Here is a 17228-nt window from a genome sequence, read left to right as displayed (position 1 = left end):
TGGAGAGGTCGAGCACGAATTGCAGCACGCTGCGCCCCTGCCGATGCATCGCGCCGGCAATCGCGGTGAGCTCGTCCTCGCCGGCCTTCAGGGTTGGCGTGAAATCGCCGGTCGAGGTGCGGTGGTTGAGCGTGCGCGAGGTCGAGAAGCCGAGCGCGCCGGCGCGTACCGCCTCGCCCGCGAGCCTCGCCATCGCCGCATTGTCCTCAGGCGTCGAGGGATCGCGGCGCGCGCCGCGCTCGCCCATGACATAGACCCGCAGCGCCGCATGCGGCAGCTGCGCGCCGACATCGATGTCGAAATCGCGCTTGCCGAGCCAGTCCATGTAGTCCGGAAAGCTCTCCCATGCCCAGGGAATGCCGGCGCTCAGCACTGGTTCGGGAATGTCCTCGACGCCTTCCATCAGCTGGATCAGGCGGGTGTGGTCGGCGGGCTTGCACGGCGCAAAACCGACGCCGCAATTGCCCATGATCGCCGTGGTGACGCCGTTCTGCGAGGACGGCGTGATGTCCTGGCTCCAGGTCACCTGGCCGTCGTAGTGCGTGTGCACGTCGACAAAACCCGGCGTCACCAGTTTTCCGCGCGCGTCGATTTCCTCGGCACCCTTGGCCGAAACCTTGCCGACCTCGCTGATCCTGCCGCCGGTGATGGCGACGTCGGCCTCGAACAGCTCGCCGCCGTGGCCATCCGCGACCGTGCCGCCGCGGATGACGAGATCAGGATTGCTCATGTGTTTCGTCCCGTTTTGTTGTTCTCACGCGTTTTATGTTGCCCGTCGCCCCGGACAAGCGCGCCCCATGCGCGCGCAGATCCGGGACCCATAACCACAGGGAGGAGTTTGGCGAAGACTCGGAGTTATCAGCTTGCCCTAGCACAACTCCCTGGGGTTGCTGGTCCCGGCCTTCGCCGGGACGATAGTTGAATTCTTGGCTACGCCTTGATCCGCCGTTCCGTGAACGGCGACAGAACCACCGTCGCCAGCATGAAGATCACGGACGCGCCGAATACCCAGTGCGGTGCGTTCTGGTCCATGATCCAGCCGAACAGCAGCGGTGAGACGATGCCGCCGAGATTGAAGCCGGTGGAGACGATGCCGAAGGCGCGCCCCGCAGCGCCCGCAGGCGCGGCATTGCGCACCAGCATGTCGCGCGACGGCGCGATCACCCCGGAGAGGAAGCCCGCGGTTGCCATCATCGCGGTGAGCGCCCAGCCGGGCAGCGTCACCAGCGCGATCAGCAACACGATGGCCGCATTTGCGGCGAAGCAGGCGGCGGCGACATAGCCGTGGCGCTCGGTGTGGTCGGCGAGGAATCCGCCCGCGAGCACGCCGGCGGCGCTGCAGCCGAGGAACGCGGTCAGTGCGACATTGGCGATCGAATAGGAGGTGCCGTAGCCGCTCATCAGCGCCACCACGCCGAAATTGTTGATGCCGGCGACCGACAGGCTGAGCAGCATGAACAGCGCGGTGAGCGTGATCAGCGCCGGGGTGATGACCGCCTGCTTCGGCGCGCTCTCGCCGCCCGGTTTCTTCTTGTGCGCGCCCGCCTCGGGGATGCTCATGGCCACCAGCAGCAGCGCGACCAGAATGGCGATCGCGCCGGAGGCGATCAGCGCGCCGGTCCCACCCGACACAGTGACGAGCGCGGCGACGATCGCCGGCGTCACCGCGCCGCCGAGATAGCCGGCAAAGGTGTGCACAGAGAAGGCGCGGCCCATCCGCGCCTCGTCCATGTGCTCGGCCAAGATGGCGTAATCGGCGGGGTGATAGACGCTGTTGGCGAGCCCGAGCAGCACGGCGCAGGCAATCAGCGCGGCGTAGCTCAGATGCACGCCGAGCAGGATCAGCGCGAAGCCGCCGAGCGTCAGTCCGGCCAGCAGGATTTTGCGCGCGCCAAAATGATCGACGAGATAGCCGGTCGGCGCCTGCGTCAGGGCCGAGACGACCGCGAGCGTGGTCAGCGAAAAGCCGAGCTCGACATAGCCGACGCCGAGCCTGTCCTTCAGGAACGGGAACAGCATCGGCAGGACCAGGAGATGGAAATGGCTGACCCAGTGCGCGATCGAGATTCCCGTCAGCGTGCGTAGTGCGCTGTCCGCCTTGCCTTGCTGCGGTGCGGCGAGAACGTCGACCATTGCAGTTCCGTGTTACTCCCGATGGACGAGCAAACTATCGGGGAGAGCGGTTATTTGTCCATGAACGCGGGCGCATGGCAGGTAGCGGGGGCGGAAGTGAGGGGCGCTATGGTGCCTCCACATCGTCGTTCCGCCGCAGGCTGGGACGCATACCGCGCGGTCCCTCGATTGTGATCGATCGCAGTACCGAACGGCGGCTCTCCGCCAAACTGCGCCCTGTGGTTATGGGTCTCGGCCTGCGCCGGGACGACGGCGGAGGTTGTTGCGCTGGCGCGACCCGGCGTGCAGACCCTCACAACGGCTCGTCATCCGGGCCATACCGATCGCGCTTCGGCGTTGCGATGTCGCCGTCCTCGTCATCGTCGTCGCCGACGTCGCGCGGCGGCGGTGGCTTCTTCGCCTTGTTGTCTGCTGATTTGGGCGGCTCGCCCGGCTTGGCAGTGTTGTTGGCAGGCTTGGCCATAGCTGGTCCCGGATGGTGATGCTGCATCCGAATCTATCCGCACAATATGTGCGGCCCCTGATTTTTCTCAAGGGACGCGATCGTCAGTGCACGATCGGTCCGCCCGCCTTCTTCCAGGCATCGATGCCGCCGGCGATATGGGCGGTGTTGAGAAGACCAGCCTCCTTGGCGGCTGCAACCGCCATCGCCGAGCGCTCGCCGAAGGCGCAGAAGAACACCACGCGACGACCCGTTGCAGCGGCCACTTCCCGCAGCATGCCGCCGGGCTTCAGGCTCTCCTCGACCGACGGATAGGGCGTGTGCAGCGCGCCTTCGAGCATGCCGTGCTTCATCCGCTCGTTGGACTCGCGCAGATCGACCAGCAGGATATCGGGTCGGTGAAGCGAGCGGATCGCCTCGCTCGCACTGAGTGCGCGGCCCTCTTTCTCCAGCTCTTCCTGGTGCAGGCCGACCCGCATGTTGGCGGGCACTGCCACGTCCATCATCTTCGGGTTCGGCAGCTTCAAGTTGGCCATCAGCTCGATATATTCGTCGACCGAGCGCACCTGCAGGCGGGGGTTGTAGCGCCTCTCCTCACCGATGGTGGAGACGGTGTCGCCCTTGTAGTCATGGGCCGGAAACACCATCGTCTCGTCAGGCAGCTTGAGCAGGCGATTGAAGATCGAATCGTATTGCGCGCGCGACGAGCCGTTCTGGAAATCGGTGCGGCCAGTGCCGCGGATCAGCAGCGTATCGCCGGTGAAGACGCGGTCGCCCATCAGATAGGAATAGGAATCGTCGGTGTGGCCCGGCGTGTACATCACGTCGAGCGACAGGCCCTCGATCGTCACCTTGTCGCCGTCGGCAACCCGCATCGCCACCACGTCGGCCTTGGTCTGGTCTCCCATCACGGTCATGCAATGGGTGCGGTCGCGCAGCTCGCCGAGCCCGGTGACGTGGTCGGCATGCAAATGGGTGTCGACCGCTTTCACCAGCTTGAGGTCGAGCTCGCGCAGCAATTGGCAATAGCGGTCGACCTTCTCAAGCACGGGATCGAGGATCAGCGCCTCGCCGCCGGGGCGGCTGGCGAGGACGTAGCTGTAGGTGCCCGAAACACTGTCGAAGAGCTGGCGGAAGATCATGGCAGGACCCGGCTTGGAACTGACTTCCAAGATTCTACTACGATGAGGGGCGCAAAGAGAAGCAATTCACTGTGTGAATGGTAATATTTGGAAGATTTTTATTGCAGGTGAGGCGGAGAGGGAGCGGCTGAGGCTTGAAGCCGGTCGGGAAAACTCAGTGTCGTCCCCGCGAAGGCGGGGACCCATCACCACAGGGAGTGGTTGCGGGCGTAAACTGGTAACTCCGAGTCATCGCCAAACTCCTCCCTGTGGTTATGGATCCCGGACAACGCGCGCTTGAGGCGCGCTTGTCCGGGACGACAGGGGAGTGTGACGCCACGGCGCCGCTACGGCCGCACCAATGTGTACCCATTCTCCGCCAGGAACAGGATCTGCCCGACCCCCACCTGCACCGGCGTCGCGCCCGGAATGAACTCCGGCCGCTTGCCCGTCTCGCGCTCGAGCGTATCCACCGTGTTGAGGCAGATGTCGAAGCGTACGCCCTGGGCGATCAGGCTTTCGACCTGCTTGCGGCGCTCGCTGCCTGTCAGCAGCAGGTCGATGCCGGGGCCGAAGGCCACCACCTCGATCGCGACCTTGTCGGGGTCATAGGCCTTCAGCAGATTGTTGGCGACGCTCAGCACCAGCGCCTGCTTCTTCGCATCGCCGTCGGAGAGCTGCAGCACGATCTTGTGCTCGGCGAACGGCTTGTCCTGGAGCGGCACCTGCTGCGCAACAGCCTCTGGCACCGCCGGCGAGGCCAGCAGCGCCAGCAGCATCGCGCAAAAGACCTGCAGCCGCATCACCCCTATCCCGCGATGCCCGGGTTGCCGTCGACGCCCTTCAACGCGACGCCGGTGCCGAGCCGCTCCTGAAGCATGCGGCCCGAGCGCAGATATTTGCCGACGACGTCCCATACCGGTGCGCCCTGCCGGCCATTGACCGAGGCCCAGCCCGCGACCTTGTAGCGATGGCTGGCGCTGATCGCCTTGCCGCCATTGAGGGTCAGCTCGGAGATGCGGCTGCCCATCGCCTCCGTCGGCGTGCAGGTGTAGCTGAGGCCGCCGGCGCGCACCATGTCGCCGCCCTGCTGATAGTAGGGATCGGCGTTGAACAGATTGTCGCAGACGTCTTCCAGCACGGTCTTGATCTCCGCGCCGGTCATCTCCTGCACATAGGTCTCGGGATAGGTGATCGCGGTTTCCGCGAGGAGATCCTCCATGGTCAGCGCCTGGCCCGACAGCGCGGTGACGCCCCAGCGGAAGCCCGGCGACAGCGCGATCTCGGCATCGAGCTCGGTGCGCAGCGCGGTGCAGATCAACTCGTCCATCGGGCCGGTGAAGTTGCCGCGGCGATAGAGCAGGCGGTCGGGCGTCGCGATCTTCTCCGACCAGTCGGCGACATGCGGCGCGCGGACCCGTCCGATCAGCTCGGCCATCGCCGGATCGGGTTTCAGGAGCTCCGAATAGACCGGCAACAGGCGATATCTGACGTCATTGACCTTGCCCCTGTCGAGCGCGAGATCGAGCACGCCCAAAAATTTCCCGTTGGAGCCGGCGTTAGTGACGAGCGTGGTGCCGCCGGCGTTCTTCACTGGCATAGGCTGCGGCACGGCATCATGGGTGTGACCGCCGAGGATGACGTCGATGCCAGTGACGCGGCTGGCGAGCTTGAGGTCGACATCCATGCCGTTGTGCGACAGCAGGATGACGGCATCGACCTTGTCGGTGCCGCGCAAGGCGTCGACATGTTTCTGCAGCTCTTCCTCGCGGATGCCGAAGGTCCAGTCCGGCGTGAAGCGCCTGGGATGCGCGATCGGCACGTAAGGGAAGGCCTGGCCGACGATCGCGACGCGATGACCGCCGAGCTCCTTGATGAAAGAAGGCTTGAACACGCGCCCGGTCGCGGGGTCGAAGGCGCGGGCGTCGTTGAACGCGGCTTCCTCGGTCAGGAAGACGTTCTGCGCCAGGAACTCGCCCTTGAAGCGTTCGAGATTGTCGCGCAGCGCCTGTTCACCATAGGTGAATTCCCAATGACCGGTCATCGCCTCGATGCCGAGCAGATTGGCGACCTCCACCATGTCGCGGCCCTGCATGGTGTTGGCAAGGCCGGTGCCCTGCCAGAGGTCGCCACCGTCGAGGAGCAGGGAGTCTTTCTCGCCGACATCGCCGCGCAGGCGGTCGACCAGGGTTTTCAGATGGGCAAAGCCGCCGAGCTTGCCGAAGCGGCCGGCGGACTTCTCGAACTCGAAGCAGGTGAAAGCATAGGCATCGGCGCTGTCGGGCCTGATGCCGAACCGCTCCAGGAAGGCGCGGCCGACCAGATGCGGCGGCCGTCCCGCCATCTCGCCGATGCCAATATTGACGCTGGGTTCACGGAAATAGACCGGATTGAGCTGCGCATGCGCGTCGGTGATGTGTAGGATCCGCGCATTGCCGAACCGTTCGAGCTCGTAGATGCTCGCGGTCTCGGTGCCGCGCGCGAGACGGGGCAGGCTGAGCGATGCGGCGGCAAGGCCTGCACCTTTCAGGAAATCGCGGCGGCGGATGGCCATCTCCAATCTCGAATTCTCCGCGCCCCTTCAACGACGATCCGACAGTTCCAACAGGTCCAGTCTAGCGGATTTCCATCGCCTTCCAGGCTTCTTTTTCGGACGTCGCCTGGAAGATCGACGCCTTCGCCAGCGCTTCGGCCTCCCTGGCTGCCGCAACCGCACGATCGAAATCGCCGCCGTCGCCCGCTTTCTTCGCGGCCGCCAGTGCCGAGACGGTCACGGTCCACTGGTTGCGCATGCCGGCTGCCTCCTTGGAGGCTGCTTCGGCGGCGGCATAGGCCGCCTTGTAGTCCGCCTCATTTGCCGCGCGCGCGGATGGCGCAAGGCTCAGGGCGAGCAGCATGGCGAGGGGAAGTGACAGCTTCATGGCCGCGCTCCCGGTCCCGAGATCGGCAGGCCGTTGGCGACGTAGGAGAGGAAATATTCGACGTCGCGATATTCATCCGCCTGCGGCTCCAGCGGAACCGCGCGGGTCTGGCTGTTGCAGGTGACGAAGCGCCGGCTGGTCGTGCCCATGCCGCTCCATTCGGAGCGGTAGATCGGCATCGCGTTCAGAATGCCGAGGGCCGGCGCCAGGATCTCGGCGCGGATGCGCTCGCCCGGGCTCTGCACATGGCAGCTCGCGCAGGAGAAATTCATCTGGCCGCGGCGGGTGTAGAAATAGCGCTTGCCGTTCTCGAACGCCGCCAGCGCGCGCGGATCGTCGGGGATCTTGATGTCCATCAGCTTGCCGCGCGAGGTGTACGCCATGTAGGCGGTCAGCGAGGCCATCTCGTCCTTGACGTAGGAATAGGGGGCTTCTCCGTTGGCCTCGCGGCAGCGGTTGAGCGCGAGCTCCAGCGTGACGACCTTGCCTTCCTTCTCGTCGAAATAGGGATAGTTCTGGCGAATGCCGATGCCGCCGTTCGGGAAGCAGTCGGCATAGGTCTTGCCGTTCTTGAACGGCGTCGCAAACATCTCCTTGCCGGCATCGAGCGCGAACTCGTAAGGCGGGAATTCTTCCTTCTCCTGCCACTGCCGCTTCATGTCCTCGTTCATGGAATAAGGACCGTTGACGAAATCCTCGTGCTTCACGTTCGGAAACTTCTGGAAGAAGAAGTTCCGGAACGCCTTGGCGTCGGCAACCGGATCGACCTTGTCGGCCGCGATCACGCGCGGAGAGGTCAGGGCGAACGCAACCAGCGCGGCGCTGAGCGAGCCTAGCAGGAGGTGGATGCGGGCCTTCATTACGAAATCTTCGCGGTGGTCGTATCCGAGCCACCCTTGTTGTCGATCCAGGAGATCTTGAGCTCGTCGCCCTTCTTGGCGCCCTTGAAGCTGAACTTGACGTAGGGGTCCTTCGAGACCGCCGTGCCCCAGTCGGCGACGAACACGTCCTTGCCGTTACATTCGAACTTCAGCTGCTGGATGAAATGCGCGGGGATCAGCTCGCCCTTGGAATCCTTGACGAGGCCGGTGTCCATGGGGTGCTGGATCAGCGCCTGCACCTCGATGGTGTCGCCGTTGGATGTTGCGCGCACGCGAATGCTGGATGCCATCTCCGTTCTCCTTAGCCGCCGCAACCGCCGACGGTGACCTTTACTTCCTTGGTCGCGCTGTAGAGCTTGCCGTCGGCTTCAACGATCGCCGTCACGTTGGTGGTCTTCGCCATCTTCAAGCGGTTGGCAACGCTCGGGATCGTGCCGTCAGGAATCCTGTAGGAGGCCGCCAGCGCGAACGGGTTCTCGGCGACGAGGAACGAGATCGAGGTCACCTTGTCGAGCGTTGTCGTCACCGAGATCGGCACCACGCCGCCGTTCTCGGCGATCTCGGGTGCGTCGAGCTTGACCTTGTCCGAAGGCTCGGCGGTCTTGCCGTAGAGCGCCTTGATCGCGTCGGCTTCGCTCTTCAGCTTGAACGCCTCTTCCGGATATTTGTCGTTTGCCGCCGCATGCGCCCCTGCGAACGGCAGATTGCCGAGGCCGAGCAGCGCGACGGAGGCCGCGCCCTGAAGGATCAGCCGCCGCGTCGGATGAAGCCTGGTGGTCGTCGTCATCTCGAATCTCCTGGGCCGCCGTCCGTTACAGGGTCTGCAGGAAATCAACGATTGCGCTGATCTCCTGTTCGGTCAAAATCCGGTTCCGGCCGAACGGTGGCATCATGGTCTGGGGATTGCGCTTGGTCTCGTCGAAGATGATCGCGACCAGCTCGTTGCGATCAGGGTATTTTGATTTGATGTCCTTCAGCTCCGGACCGATCGTTCCCGGCAGGTCGCCGCCTTTGATGACATGGCAGGTCAGGCAATTGCCCTTGCCGCGGTCGAAGGCGAGCTTCTGGCCGTCGGCGACGGTGGATTGTGCCCGCGCCGGGCTGGCGAGGCCGGCGGCGATGGCCAGAAGGAGGAACAGGAGGGGCGTCCGGAAAAGGGCGGTCAAGGCGTCATTCCGAGGCGTTATGGCGATGGTCTCGATCGCGAAATAGAAGCGTTCCAAAGCACAAAGGGCAGCCCCTGACAATCAAGACTATGCATGCGGCAAATTGGAGTTAATATCTTCCGCATTGCAACTGAAGAGATTATCTGTCGGTCGATTTGGCCCCAAGAGTCGCAAAGTCCCCATGGGTTAGGGGCAATGGTCGCGGGCCGGCTGTTTCCAGGGCGTTTGGGCGCTCCTCCTGTTTTCAATGCGTTCTCGCTTTTTCAAGGGGACCTCACTTGGCTGAATATGTCGTCGAATTTGGCAGGGACGGCGGACGGGTCGAGCCTGACGGCCGGCTCGATGCACCGGCCTTCCATCGCAATCACGAGCCGATCTGGACGGCGCTGGAGAAGCATCTGGCAGGCGCGACCGGCAACGTCGTCGAGGTCGGCAGCGGAACCGGCCAGCACGTGGTTCATTTCGCCCGGCATACGCCCGGCCTGATCTGGTGGCCGAGCGACCTCAATCAGCGGCATGTGAAGAGCATCGAGGCCTGGCGCGTCCATTCGGGCCTGCCGAACATCCGCTCGCCCTTGCGGATCGACCTCACCGATCCCGACTGGTGTCCAGAGATGAAGAGCGGGCAGGGGCCGACCAGCCTTGCCGCCGTGTTCTGCGCCAATGTCATCCACATCGCGCCGTGGGCCGTGGCCGAAGGCCTGTTCGCCGGCGCCGGCCGCTATCTGCGTGCTGACGGCAAGCTGTTCCTCTATGGCCCGTTCAAGCGCGACGGCAAGCACACCGCGCTCAGCAATGCCGTGTTCGACACGTCCTTGCGCGAAGGCAATCCCGACTGGGGCGTCCGCGACGTCGTCGATGTCGAGAAGCTCGCAATGGCGGCTGGCCTCGGCCTCGTCGATACCATCGAGATGCCCGCGAACAATCTGACGCTGGTGTTTTCGCGCTAGCTACGCAGACGGTGCGGATCTAAATCTTAGTGCGCGCTGCGAAGGCGGTGCGCTCCCTCCCCCCTTGCGGGGGAGGGCGGGGCAGAGGGGTAGCCCAGCAAATGGTCTATCCATCTGCGATCACGCCGTGCTCCCGCACATCGAGGGTATCCCCGTGGGGACCCCTCTCCCTGCCCCTCCCCCGCAAGGGGGGAGGGAATGAAAGGGCGGTGCCTCCCTCACGTCGTGATGGTGAGAGCGCGAAGCGGCAGCGCTATCGCGCCCGTCCATCTCATCCCGCATGCCGGGCGACGAATTCGGAAATGAGAGCCGTCGTTTCGGCCGGGCGCTCCAGGCTCGGCAGATGCGCTGCGCCCGGCATTTCGCGCCCCTCCGCGCCAGGCACGACCGCCGCGACGTGGCGGCAGCGGTCCTGGACATAGGGGAAGTCGAGGTCGCCCCAGGCTACGAGGGTCGGCACCGCGATATCGCTGAGCCTGTCGAAGAAGGGGCGAATGTCGACGTCCGACCCGAACGGCGGCGAACGAAGTGCGATGCTGTTCATGTCGAGCAACAGGTCGCGCGCAGGACCCGTGACGCGTCCTTCGCCCGCCAGCGGGCCATCCAGCCAGAGACGCGCCTTCATTGCGTTCAGCCGATCGAGGTCTCCGGACGCCTCGGCCTCTTTCGATTGCGTCATCAGTTTCTCGATGTCGGGCGTGTAGGTCGGATCGGGCGCGCCGGCGACATTGGGGGCGATCAATAGGAGAGCGCGAACACGCGAGGGGTGTCTGATGGCGGCATCGAGCGCGATGCGTCCGCCGAGGGAGCAGCCAACGAGAATCGCAGGCTTGCCGCCTGCGGTCGCGTCCAGCACGGCGACGAGATCAGCGAGGGCGGAGAAATCCTCCGGCTCGGCCTGCGTTTCACCGAACCCGCGTCGATCGTAAGCGATCGCCTTGCGGGTGGCGCCGATCGCATCCAATTGGGCACGCCACATGCGCCGGTCGCACACATTGGCATGAAGAAAGACAATCGCGGTGCCGTCGCCCACGATCTCGGTCGCGAGCCTGGCGCGACCGGACGCTATAAATTGCATGTTCGCCCCTTCAGCCCTCGCCGTCCTGCCAGCCGATTTTGTCCTTCAAGAACCGATAGCCCAGCACCTCGAAGCCGGCGCGCTCCTTGTTGTCCTTGCCGTAGCCATGGCCGCCTGCGGCCGGCTCGTAGAACCAGGCCTCATAGCCCATCGCCTGGAGCTTTGCCGCCATCTTGCGGGCATGGCCGGGGTGGACGCGGTCGTCACGCCGTGTCGTCGCGATCAGGATCGGCGGATAGGCCTCGCCGGCCTTCACATTGTGATAGGCGGAGTAGGTCTTCAGCCACTCCCACTCCTCGGGCTTATCAGGGTCGCCGTATTCCGCGATCCAGCTCGCGCCCGCGAGCAGCTTCGTGTAGCGGCGCATGTCGATCAGCGGGATGGTGCAGAACAGCGCGCCGAAGCGCTCGGGATAGCGCACCAGCATGTTGGTGATGAGGATGCCGCCGTTCGAGCCGCCCTGCGCGGCGATGCGCTTGGCGCTCGTCACGCCGCGGCGGACGAGATCGGCGGCCACGGCCGCGAAATCGTCGTGCGACAGCCTCTTGCCGGCGAGCCGCCCGGCATCGTGCCAGCGCGTGCCGAACTCGCCGCCGCCGCGCAAATTCGCCTGCACTGTCGTGCCGCCGCGCTCCAGCCACAGCCTTCCGAGCGATGAGTTGTAATACGGCTTCACGGAGACGGCGAAGCCGCCATAGGCGGTCATATAGACCGGCGCATCGCCGGTCTCCTTGGCGGGGCCGGTCTGCACGTAGGGAATGCGCTCGCCGTCGACAGAGATCGCCTCGTGCTGCGTCACTAGGAGGCCGTCGGCGGTGAACGTCTTCGGCGCCTGCTTCAGCACGGTCGGACTTGCGACGCCGCGCTCGATCAGCAGCAGTGAGGGCGGGGTGAGCGGGTCCTGCACATTGGCGAGCAGATCGCCATTGCTTTCGGAGGGATGGGAATCGAGCGGCCAGACGTCGACGACGCCGATCTGCGGCAGGCCGGAAAGCGTCTCGCGGCTCCAGCCGGTGGCGGATGGCGTGCAGATCTCGAATTGCGGTTTGAGCTCGTCGAGAATCGATAGCACCAGCTTTCCCGCGGCCCAGAACAGGCCCTGCAGCGCGCGCCGCGGCGCAGGCTCGAACAGGACGACAAAATCGCGGCTGCCGGCGAGGAACGCGGAGAGCGAGATGCCGAGCACGGTGTCGGTGGCGTAGGTGCGATCCTGGACCTGCCAGTCCCGGCGCAGCTTCATCGCGAACCAGTCGCCATGCGCCTGCATCCAGACGCCGGTCGGCAGATCGAGCTTCGTCGTTGTGCCGGCGGCATCGCGCAGCCAGATCGCGTGATTGAAGAAGTCGATCTGGTCGACGATCCAGACCCGCGGCGCAGATCCGGTGTCGTCCGTCATGCCGTAGATCATCATGTGATCGGCGGTGGTCTCGATGATCACCTCTGCCTGATCGACTGGCTGTCCGCGCCGCCACAGCCGCACCGTGCGCGCATAGCCCGAGCTCGTCGTCATGCCCTCGCCATAGGCGCTCGACAGCAGCAGCGTGTCGGCATCGAGCCAGTCGACGCCGCCCTTGGCTTCCGGCAGCGTAAAGCCGTCCGTCACAAAACTCTTGGCGTGGAGGTCGAATTCCCGCAGGGTGACGGCGTCGCTGCCGCCGCGCGACAGGCTCAGGATCGCGCGCGAGCCGCCTGGCATCGTGGCGATCTGGCTCGGCAGCCAGTCTTCGCCTTCCTGTGCCGCGAGCTGGTCGATATCCAGAATGGTCTCCCACGCCGGTGCGGCCTTGCGAAATTCCGCGAGCGTGGTCCGCCGCCACAGGCCGCGCGGGTTGGTGGCATCCTTCCAGAAATTGTGCAGGTCGGTGCCGCGCCGGCCGACATAGGGAATGTTGTCGGGACGGTCGTAGATTCCCGCGAGGATGTCGCGGTCGCGTTCGAACGCCGCGCCGCCGAACGCCTGCAGCGTTAGGCTGTTCTGCCGCTCGACGAAATCGAGCGCCTGCCTTCCTTCGATCTCCTCCAGCCACAACCAGGGATCGTCGTCGGGAGCGCTGAGCGTGGGCCTGTCGTCGACGGACATGAACGAAACTCCGGTAATTGGCGGCGGATAGGATTTGATCGAGCGCAAGCCGTCAAGGGCGCGCGCCGCTATCATCGCATCGATTGCGTCAGAGGCATGGCCCGCGCCCGTTTGCGCCGGTTGCCCGCCCTTCGGCGCCCCTCCATAGTGCCGCGAATCAACAAAGCTCTTGAAAGTCCCTTGGGGCGGAAGTGCCGATGCTGGACGTGACGACAGCCCATGAGATCGCCGACGACGCGCGCGTGCGCACCAACGTGGTGCGCCTTGCCGCCGCGCAGGCGCTGACCGGCGCCAACTCGGCGGTCATCTTCGCCACCGGCGCGATCGTCGGCGCCACGCTCGCACCCGACATGTCGTTCGCGACCGTGCCGATCTCGATGTATGTGGTGGGCCTCGCCGCCGGTACGCTGCCGACCGGCGCGATCTCACGCCGCTTCGGCCGCCGCGCCGCCTTCATCATTGGCACCGGTCTCGGCGCGCTCACCGGCCTGCTCGGTTCGTTCGCGATCCTGCACGGCTCGTTCGCGCTGTTTTGTCTGGCGACCTTCCTCGGCGGCCTCTACGGCGCCGTCGCACAGTCCTATCGCTTCGCGGCCGCCGACGGCGCCAGCGCCGCGTATCGCCCGAAGGCCGTGTCCTGGGTGATGGCCGGCGGCGTCTTTGCCGGCGTGCTCGGTCCCCAGCTCGTGCAATGGACCATGGATGTCTGGCAGCCCTATCTGTTCGCCTTCAGCTTCCTGGTGCAGGCGGCGGTCGCGCTGATCGCGATGGGCATCGTCGCTGGCGTCGACATGCCAAAACCAGCGCCGGCCGATCTGCATGGCGGGCGGCCGCTGCTGACGATCGTCAGCCAGCCGCGTTTCATCGCGGCGGCGCTGTGCGGCGTCATCGCCTATCCGATGATGAACCTGGTGATGACCTCGGCGCCGCTCGCCATGAAGATGTGCGGCCTCAGCCTGTCCGATTCCAATTTCGGCATTCAGTGGCACATCGTCGCCATGTACGGTCCGAGCTTCTTCACCGGTGCATTGATCGCGCGTTTCGGCGCTCCGATGATCGTCGCCGCCGGCTTGCTGCTGGAAGCCGGCGCCGCCACCATCGGTCTCTCCGGCATCACGGCGATGCATTTCTGGGGCACGTTGATCGTGCTCGGTGTGGGGTGGAATTTTTCCTTCATCGGCGCCTCCGCACTGGTGCTGGAGACGCACCGCCCGCAGGAGCGCAACAAGGTGCAGGCCTTCAACGATTTCCTGGTGTTCGGCATGATGGCGATCGGCTCGTTCTCCTCCGGGCAATTGCTTGCCAATTACGGCTGGTCCGCGGTGAACATGGTGGTGTTCCCGCCTGTTATGCTCGGCCTTGCCGTGCTCTCGCTGGTTTCCTGGGCTAGGCGCCGCAAGGCGCGCCTGGAGGCGGCCATGGGCGAGTTCCCAGACGCGGTCTAGATTGGCGGGAGGCTGTCAGTAGCGTTGATACTTCGACCCAACTCGAAGTGATTTTCGAGTCTTCAGTTGTTACATGATGCTCGTCATCGACAGGCGAGCGGAGAGCCCGGCGCTCGCGGGGGAACTTCACGGAGAAGCGCAAATGCTCGACAACCCCCGCCACACCGTTCCCATCGACGAAACCTCGTTCCGCTACGAAGGCTGGCGCATCGTTGCCGTCTGCTTCCTGCTCGCGACCTTCGGCTGGGGGCTCGGCTTCTATGGCCAGAGCGTCTATGTCGCCGAGCTGCAGCGCGCGCGGGGCTGGCCGGCCTCGCTGGTCTCATCCGGCACCACGTTCTTCTATCTGTTCGGTGCGTTGCTGGTCGTGTTCGTCGGCGAAGCCGTGCGGAAATACGGCCCGCGGCTCAGCCTGATCGCGGGCACGCTGGCGATGGCGGCGGCCGCGGTCGCGATCGGCGCGGTGCGCGAGCCGTGGCAGCTCTATCTCGCCGATGCCGTGCTCGCCTTCGGCTGGGCCGGCACCAGCCTCGCCATGATCACCAATACGATCAGCCTGTGGTTCGACCAAAAGCGCGGCATGGCGATCAGCCTTGCGCTCAATGGCGCGAGTTTCGGCGGCATCGTCGGTGTACCGCTGCTGGTGATGCTGATCGGCCAAGCCGGCTTTGCCGGTGCGATGTATGCCGCCGCCGGAGCCATGCTGGTTCTGCTCGTGCCGGTGATCCTGCTTCTCGTGGGCAGTCCGCCCGACCTTCATGGCTGGCAGGCGGCAGCGAAGGAAAAGCCGCGATCGTCGACCGAGATCCGCGGATGGGCGCTGCGCGACGTCGGCTTCCTTACGGTGACGATCGCATTCTCGCTGGTGCTGTTCGCCCAGGTCGGCTTCATCGTGCACCTGATCTCGTTCCTCGATCCCATCATCGGCCGCGAGCGTGCCGCGGTGGCGGTCGCGGTGCTGACCGCGATGGCGGTGGTCGGCCGCGTGCTGTTCTCGCTGGTGATCGACCGCCTCAACCAGCGACTGGCCTCCGCGATCTCATTCCTGAGCCAGGCCGCCGCGCTGCTCGTCGTCATCAACCTGCACAACGACCATGTGCTGATCGCGGCCTGCGCCGTGTTCGGCTTCTCGGTCGGTAACCTCATCACGCTGCCGTCGTTGATCGTGCAGCAGGAGTTCGATTCAGCTTCATTCGGCGTGCTGATCAGCCTCAACACCGCGATCAACCAGGTGACCTACGCGTTCGGTCCCGGCGTTGTTGGAGCTTTGCGCGATTGGTCCGGTGGCTATGTGCTGCCGTTCTATCTCTGCATCGCGCTGGAGGTGATTGCGGCAGCGCTGATCATGGTGCGGGGCAAGCCGCGAGCGAAGCTCTCGTAGAAGCGCGACGGCGCCTCCACACACTCCGTCATTGCGAGCGCAGCGAAGCAATCCAGAATCTTTCCGCGGAGATAGTCTGGATTGCTTCGTCGCAAGAGCTCCTCGCAATGACGGGGAGAGAGCGGAGTTCACCCCTCCCGTTGCCTCAGCAGCGCCTCCACATCCAGCCGCTTCGTGAACATCGCGAGCTTCCCATCCGGCCCAAACGGCCATTGCTCCCGTGGCTTGTCCCAATACAGCTCCACGCCATTCTCATCGGGATCGCGCAAATACAGCGCCTCGCTGACGCCGTGGTCGCTCGCGCCGTCCAGCGCAATGCCGGCCGTGAGCACCCGGTGCAGCGCATCCGCGAGCGCCGGGCGCGTCGGATAGAGGATCGCGGTGTGGAACAGGCCGGTCGCATCAGGCGGTGGGGGCGAGCCGCCCTTGCTCTCCCAGGTATTGAGCCCGATGTGGTGATGATAGCCGCCGGCCGAGATGAAGGCCGCACCCGAGCCCATGCGCTGCATCAGCTCGAAGCCGAGCACGCCGCAATAAAAGCCGAGCGCACGATCGAGATCGGCGACCTTGAGATGGACATGGCCGATCCGGGTGCCGGCGGCAACGGCTTGGGTTTGCGACATGGGAATGCTCCGTTTCACAACCCCACTTAAGTCCGGGCCCGGGACAGCGCTACTGGCCGATCCCGAAACCCTGCGTTTCCGGACGCGAAGCTATGATAGCTCCGACACCTCGCCTCCGGGCAGGCCGAACTCGAACGTGTTCAGCGTCATCGACACCAGCGTGTAATAGCCGCACAGCCCGATCACCTCGACGACGCCGCGTTCGCTAAGCACCTTCACAGCCTCGTCGTAGAGGCCCTTCTCGATGCCGTGCCCCTCATGCAGCGACTTCGCGACGTCGTAGATCATCTTCCCCTTGGGATCGTCGAACTCCGGCGTGCGGCGGTCGCGGATCGCGTTGATGATATCAGGGTCCATGCCGCCCGCGAGCGCGAGGCGCTTATGCGCATACCATTCGTAATGCGCTGTCCAGTGCCGCGCCGTCACCAGGATCGCGATCTCCGAGAGTTTTGCGGGAAAGATCGTGTCGAAGCGCAACACCTCGCCGAGCCGCGTCGCGTGGCGCGCCATCTCGGGGCTGCTCAGCCAGGCCATCATCGGGGCCGGCGGCTTGCCGCGCTTGCCGGCAATCGACTCGTCATAGATCTGCCGCTGGCTATCGTTCATTTCGCCAGGCGAAAGAAGCTTCAGGCGCATTGTCGTTTCCTCTTTGTTTTCAAGCACCGCCGTGAGCTGCGACTATAGCCGAATGCAGCTCGCGGAAGTGGTTGAATTCCGCAGGAGCTTGGCCCAGAGTCGCCGCCAACAAGTCGATTTGATTGATGGAAACGACCATGAGCGATTCTGAAGCCGCTGATCTCGAAACATTCCGCAGCGAGACACGCGCCTGGCTGGAAGCCAATTGCCCGCCGGAGATGCGCAAGCCTGCGACGTCGGATGCCGACGTGTTCTGGGGCGGTCGCAACGCAAAGTTCTCGTCCGAGCCGCAGCGCATCTGGTTCGAGCGCATGCGCGACAAGGGCTGGACCGTGCCTGACTGGCCGAAGGAGTATGGCGGCGGGGGCCTC

Annotated in this window: 18 protein-coding genes and 1 pseudogene; 4 read left to right on the top strand and 15 right to left on the bottom strand. The window is 64.9% G+C overall.

Annotated elements, in window-relative coordinates:
* From A5906_RS43665 to soxX, 11 genes are all read right to left on the bottom strand, one after another.
* Window positions 1-730 (bottom strand): amidohydrolase family protein (locus A5906_RS43665; protein WP_245326558.1); only part of this gene is annotated, 730 nt, incomplete at its 3' end.
* 200 nt (window positions 731-930) lie between these two features.
* On the bottom strand, window positions 931-2133 hold the full coding sequence (locus A5906_RS02110) for an MFS transporter (protein ID WP_080133609.1): 1203 nt from the start codon (window positions 2131-2133) through the stop codon (window positions 931-933).
* A 292-nt stretch (window positions 2134-2425) separates the two neighbouring features.
* Window positions 2426-2596 (bottom strand): hypothetical protein, encoded by a 171-nt coding sequence (locus A5906_RS40945; RefSeq protein WP_167523467.1) that lies wholly within the window; start codon window positions 2594-2596, stop codon window positions 2426-2428.
* A gap of 83 nt (window positions 2597-2679) precedes the next feature.
* Window positions 2680-3717, bottom strand: coding sequence for an MBL fold metallo-hydrolase (locus A5906_RS02105; protein WP_080133608.1), 1038 nt, complete (start codon window positions 3715-3717; stop codon window positions 2680-2682).
* 326 nt (window positions 3718-4043) lie between these two features.
* Window positions 4044-4502 (bottom strand): DsrE family protein, encoded by a 459-nt coding sequence (locus A5906_RS02100; RefSeq protein ID WP_080133607.1) that lies wholly within the window; start codon window positions 4500-4502, stop codon window positions 4044-4046.
* 2 nt (window positions 4503-4504) lie between these two features.
* A complete protein-coding gene (gene soxB, locus A5906_RS02095) occupies window positions 4505-6250 on the bottom strand; it encodes a thiosulfohydrolase SoxB (protein ID WP_080133606.1) in 1746 nt (581 codons plus the stop codon).
* Window positions 6251-6311: 61 nt separating this feature from the next.
* Complete coding sequence (locus A5906_RS02090; RefSeq protein ID WP_080133605.1) at window positions 6312-6617, bottom strand: hypothetical protein; 306 nt, start codon at window positions 6615-6617, stop codon at window positions 6312-6314.
* Window positions 6614-7477, bottom strand: a complete 864-nt coding sequence (soxA, locus tag A5906_RS02085; RefSeq protein WP_080133604.1) for a sulfur oxidation c-type cytochrome SoxA — start codon at window positions 7475-7477, stop codon at window positions 6614-6616. The genes A5906_RS02090 and soxA overlap by 4 nt, the downstream gene beginning before the upstream one ends.
* A complete protein-coding gene (soxZ, locus tag A5906_RS02080; protein ID WP_080133603.1) occupies window positions 7477-7788 on the bottom strand; it encodes a thiosulfate oxidation carrier complex protein SoxZ in 312 nt (103 codons plus the stop codon). The genes soxA and soxZ overlap by 1 nt, the downstream gene beginning before the upstream one ends.
* Window positions 7789-7799: 11 nt before the next feature.
* Window positions 7800-8285 (bottom strand): thiosulfate oxidation carrier protein SoxY, encoded by a 486-nt coding sequence (gene soxY, locus A5906_RS02075; RefSeq protein WP_080133602.1) that lies wholly within the window; start codon window positions 8283-8285, stop codon window positions 7800-7802.
* Between the two features lie 25 nt (window positions 8286-8310).
* A complete protein-coding gene (gene soxX, locus A5906_RS02070; protein ID WP_080134023.1) occupies window positions 8311-8664 on the bottom strand; it encodes a sulfur oxidation c-type cytochrome SoxX in 354 nt (117 codons plus the stop codon).
* A 278-nt stretch (window positions 8665-8942) separates the two neighbouring features.
* Between soxX and A5906_RS02065 the strand changes: the two genes are divergently transcribed.
* Window positions 8943-9614 carry a DUF938 domain-containing protein gene (locus A5906_RS02065; protein WP_080133601.1) on the top strand — a complete coding sequence of 224 codons (672 nt, stop codon included), beginning with the start codon at window positions 8943-8945 and terminating at the stop codon, window positions 9612-9614.
* 271 nt (window positions 9615-9885) lie between these two features.
* On the opposite strand, the gene A5906_RS02060 is transcribed toward A5906_RS02065, so the two are convergent.
* Both A5906_RS02060 and A5906_RS02055 read right to left on the bottom strand, forming a co-directional pair.
* Window positions 9886-10692, bottom strand: a complete 807-nt coding sequence (locus A5906_RS02060) for an alpha/beta fold hydrolase (RefSeq protein ID WP_080133600.1) — start codon at window positions 10690-10692, stop codon at window positions 9886-9888.
* A 10-nt stretch (window positions 10693-10702) separates the two neighbouring features.
* Window positions 10703-12772: a prolyl oligopeptidase family serine peptidase gene (locus tag A5906_RS02055; protein ID WP_080134022.1), complete on the bottom strand. Its 2070-nt coding sequence runs from the start codon at window positions 12770-12772 to the stop codon at window positions 10703-10705.
* A gap of 197 nt (window positions 12773-12969) precedes the next feature.
* On the opposite strand from A5906_RS02055, the gene A5906_RS02050 reads away from it, so the two are divergent.
* On the top strand, window positions 12970-14217 hold the full coding sequence (locus tag A5906_RS02050; RefSeq protein WP_080134021.1) for an MFS transporter: 1248 nt from the start codon (window positions 12970-12972) through the stop codon (window positions 14215-14217).
* Between the two features lie 142 nt (window positions 14218-14359).
* Complete coding sequence (locus A5906_RS02045) at window positions 14360-15598, top strand: MFS transporter (RefSeq protein ID WP_080134020.1); 1239 nt, start codon at window positions 14360-14362, stop codon at window positions 15596-15598.
* Between the two features lie 128 nt (window positions 15599-15726).
* Here the strand turns inward: A5906_RS02045 and A5906_RS02040 are convergent, their stop codons facing one another.
* Together A5906_RS02040 and A5906_RS02035 are read right to left on the bottom strand one after the other, a co-directional pair.
* Window positions 15727-16221 carry a VOC family protein gene (locus A5906_RS02040; RefSeq protein ID WP_080133599.1) on the bottom strand — a complete coding sequence of 165 codons (495 nt, stop codon included), beginning with the start codon at window positions 16219-16221 and terminating at the stop codon, window positions 15727-15729.
* A 90-nt stretch (window positions 16222-16311) separates the two neighbouring features.
* A complete protein-coding gene (locus tag A5906_RS02035) occupies window positions 16312-16857 on the bottom strand; it encodes a carboxymuconolactone decarboxylase family protein (protein WP_080133598.1) in 546 nt (181 codons plus the stop codon).
* A 137-nt stretch (window positions 16858-16994) separates the two neighbouring features.
* Here A5906_RS02035 and A5906_RS43660 point away from each other — a divergent pair.
* A pseudogene (locus A5906_RS43660) lies at window positions 16995-17228 on the top strand (acyl-CoA dehydrogenase family protein); the annotation flags it as partial.

Source organism: Bradyrhizobium sacchari, from assembly GCF_002068095.1.
Taxonomy (GTDB): domain Bacteria; phylum Pseudomonadota; class Alphaproteobacteria; order Rhizobiales; family Xanthobacteraceae; genus Bradyrhizobium; species Bradyrhizobium sacchari.
Note: the sequence above shows the minus strand (reverse complement) of the source record. Positions and strands in the feature narration are given on the sequence as shown.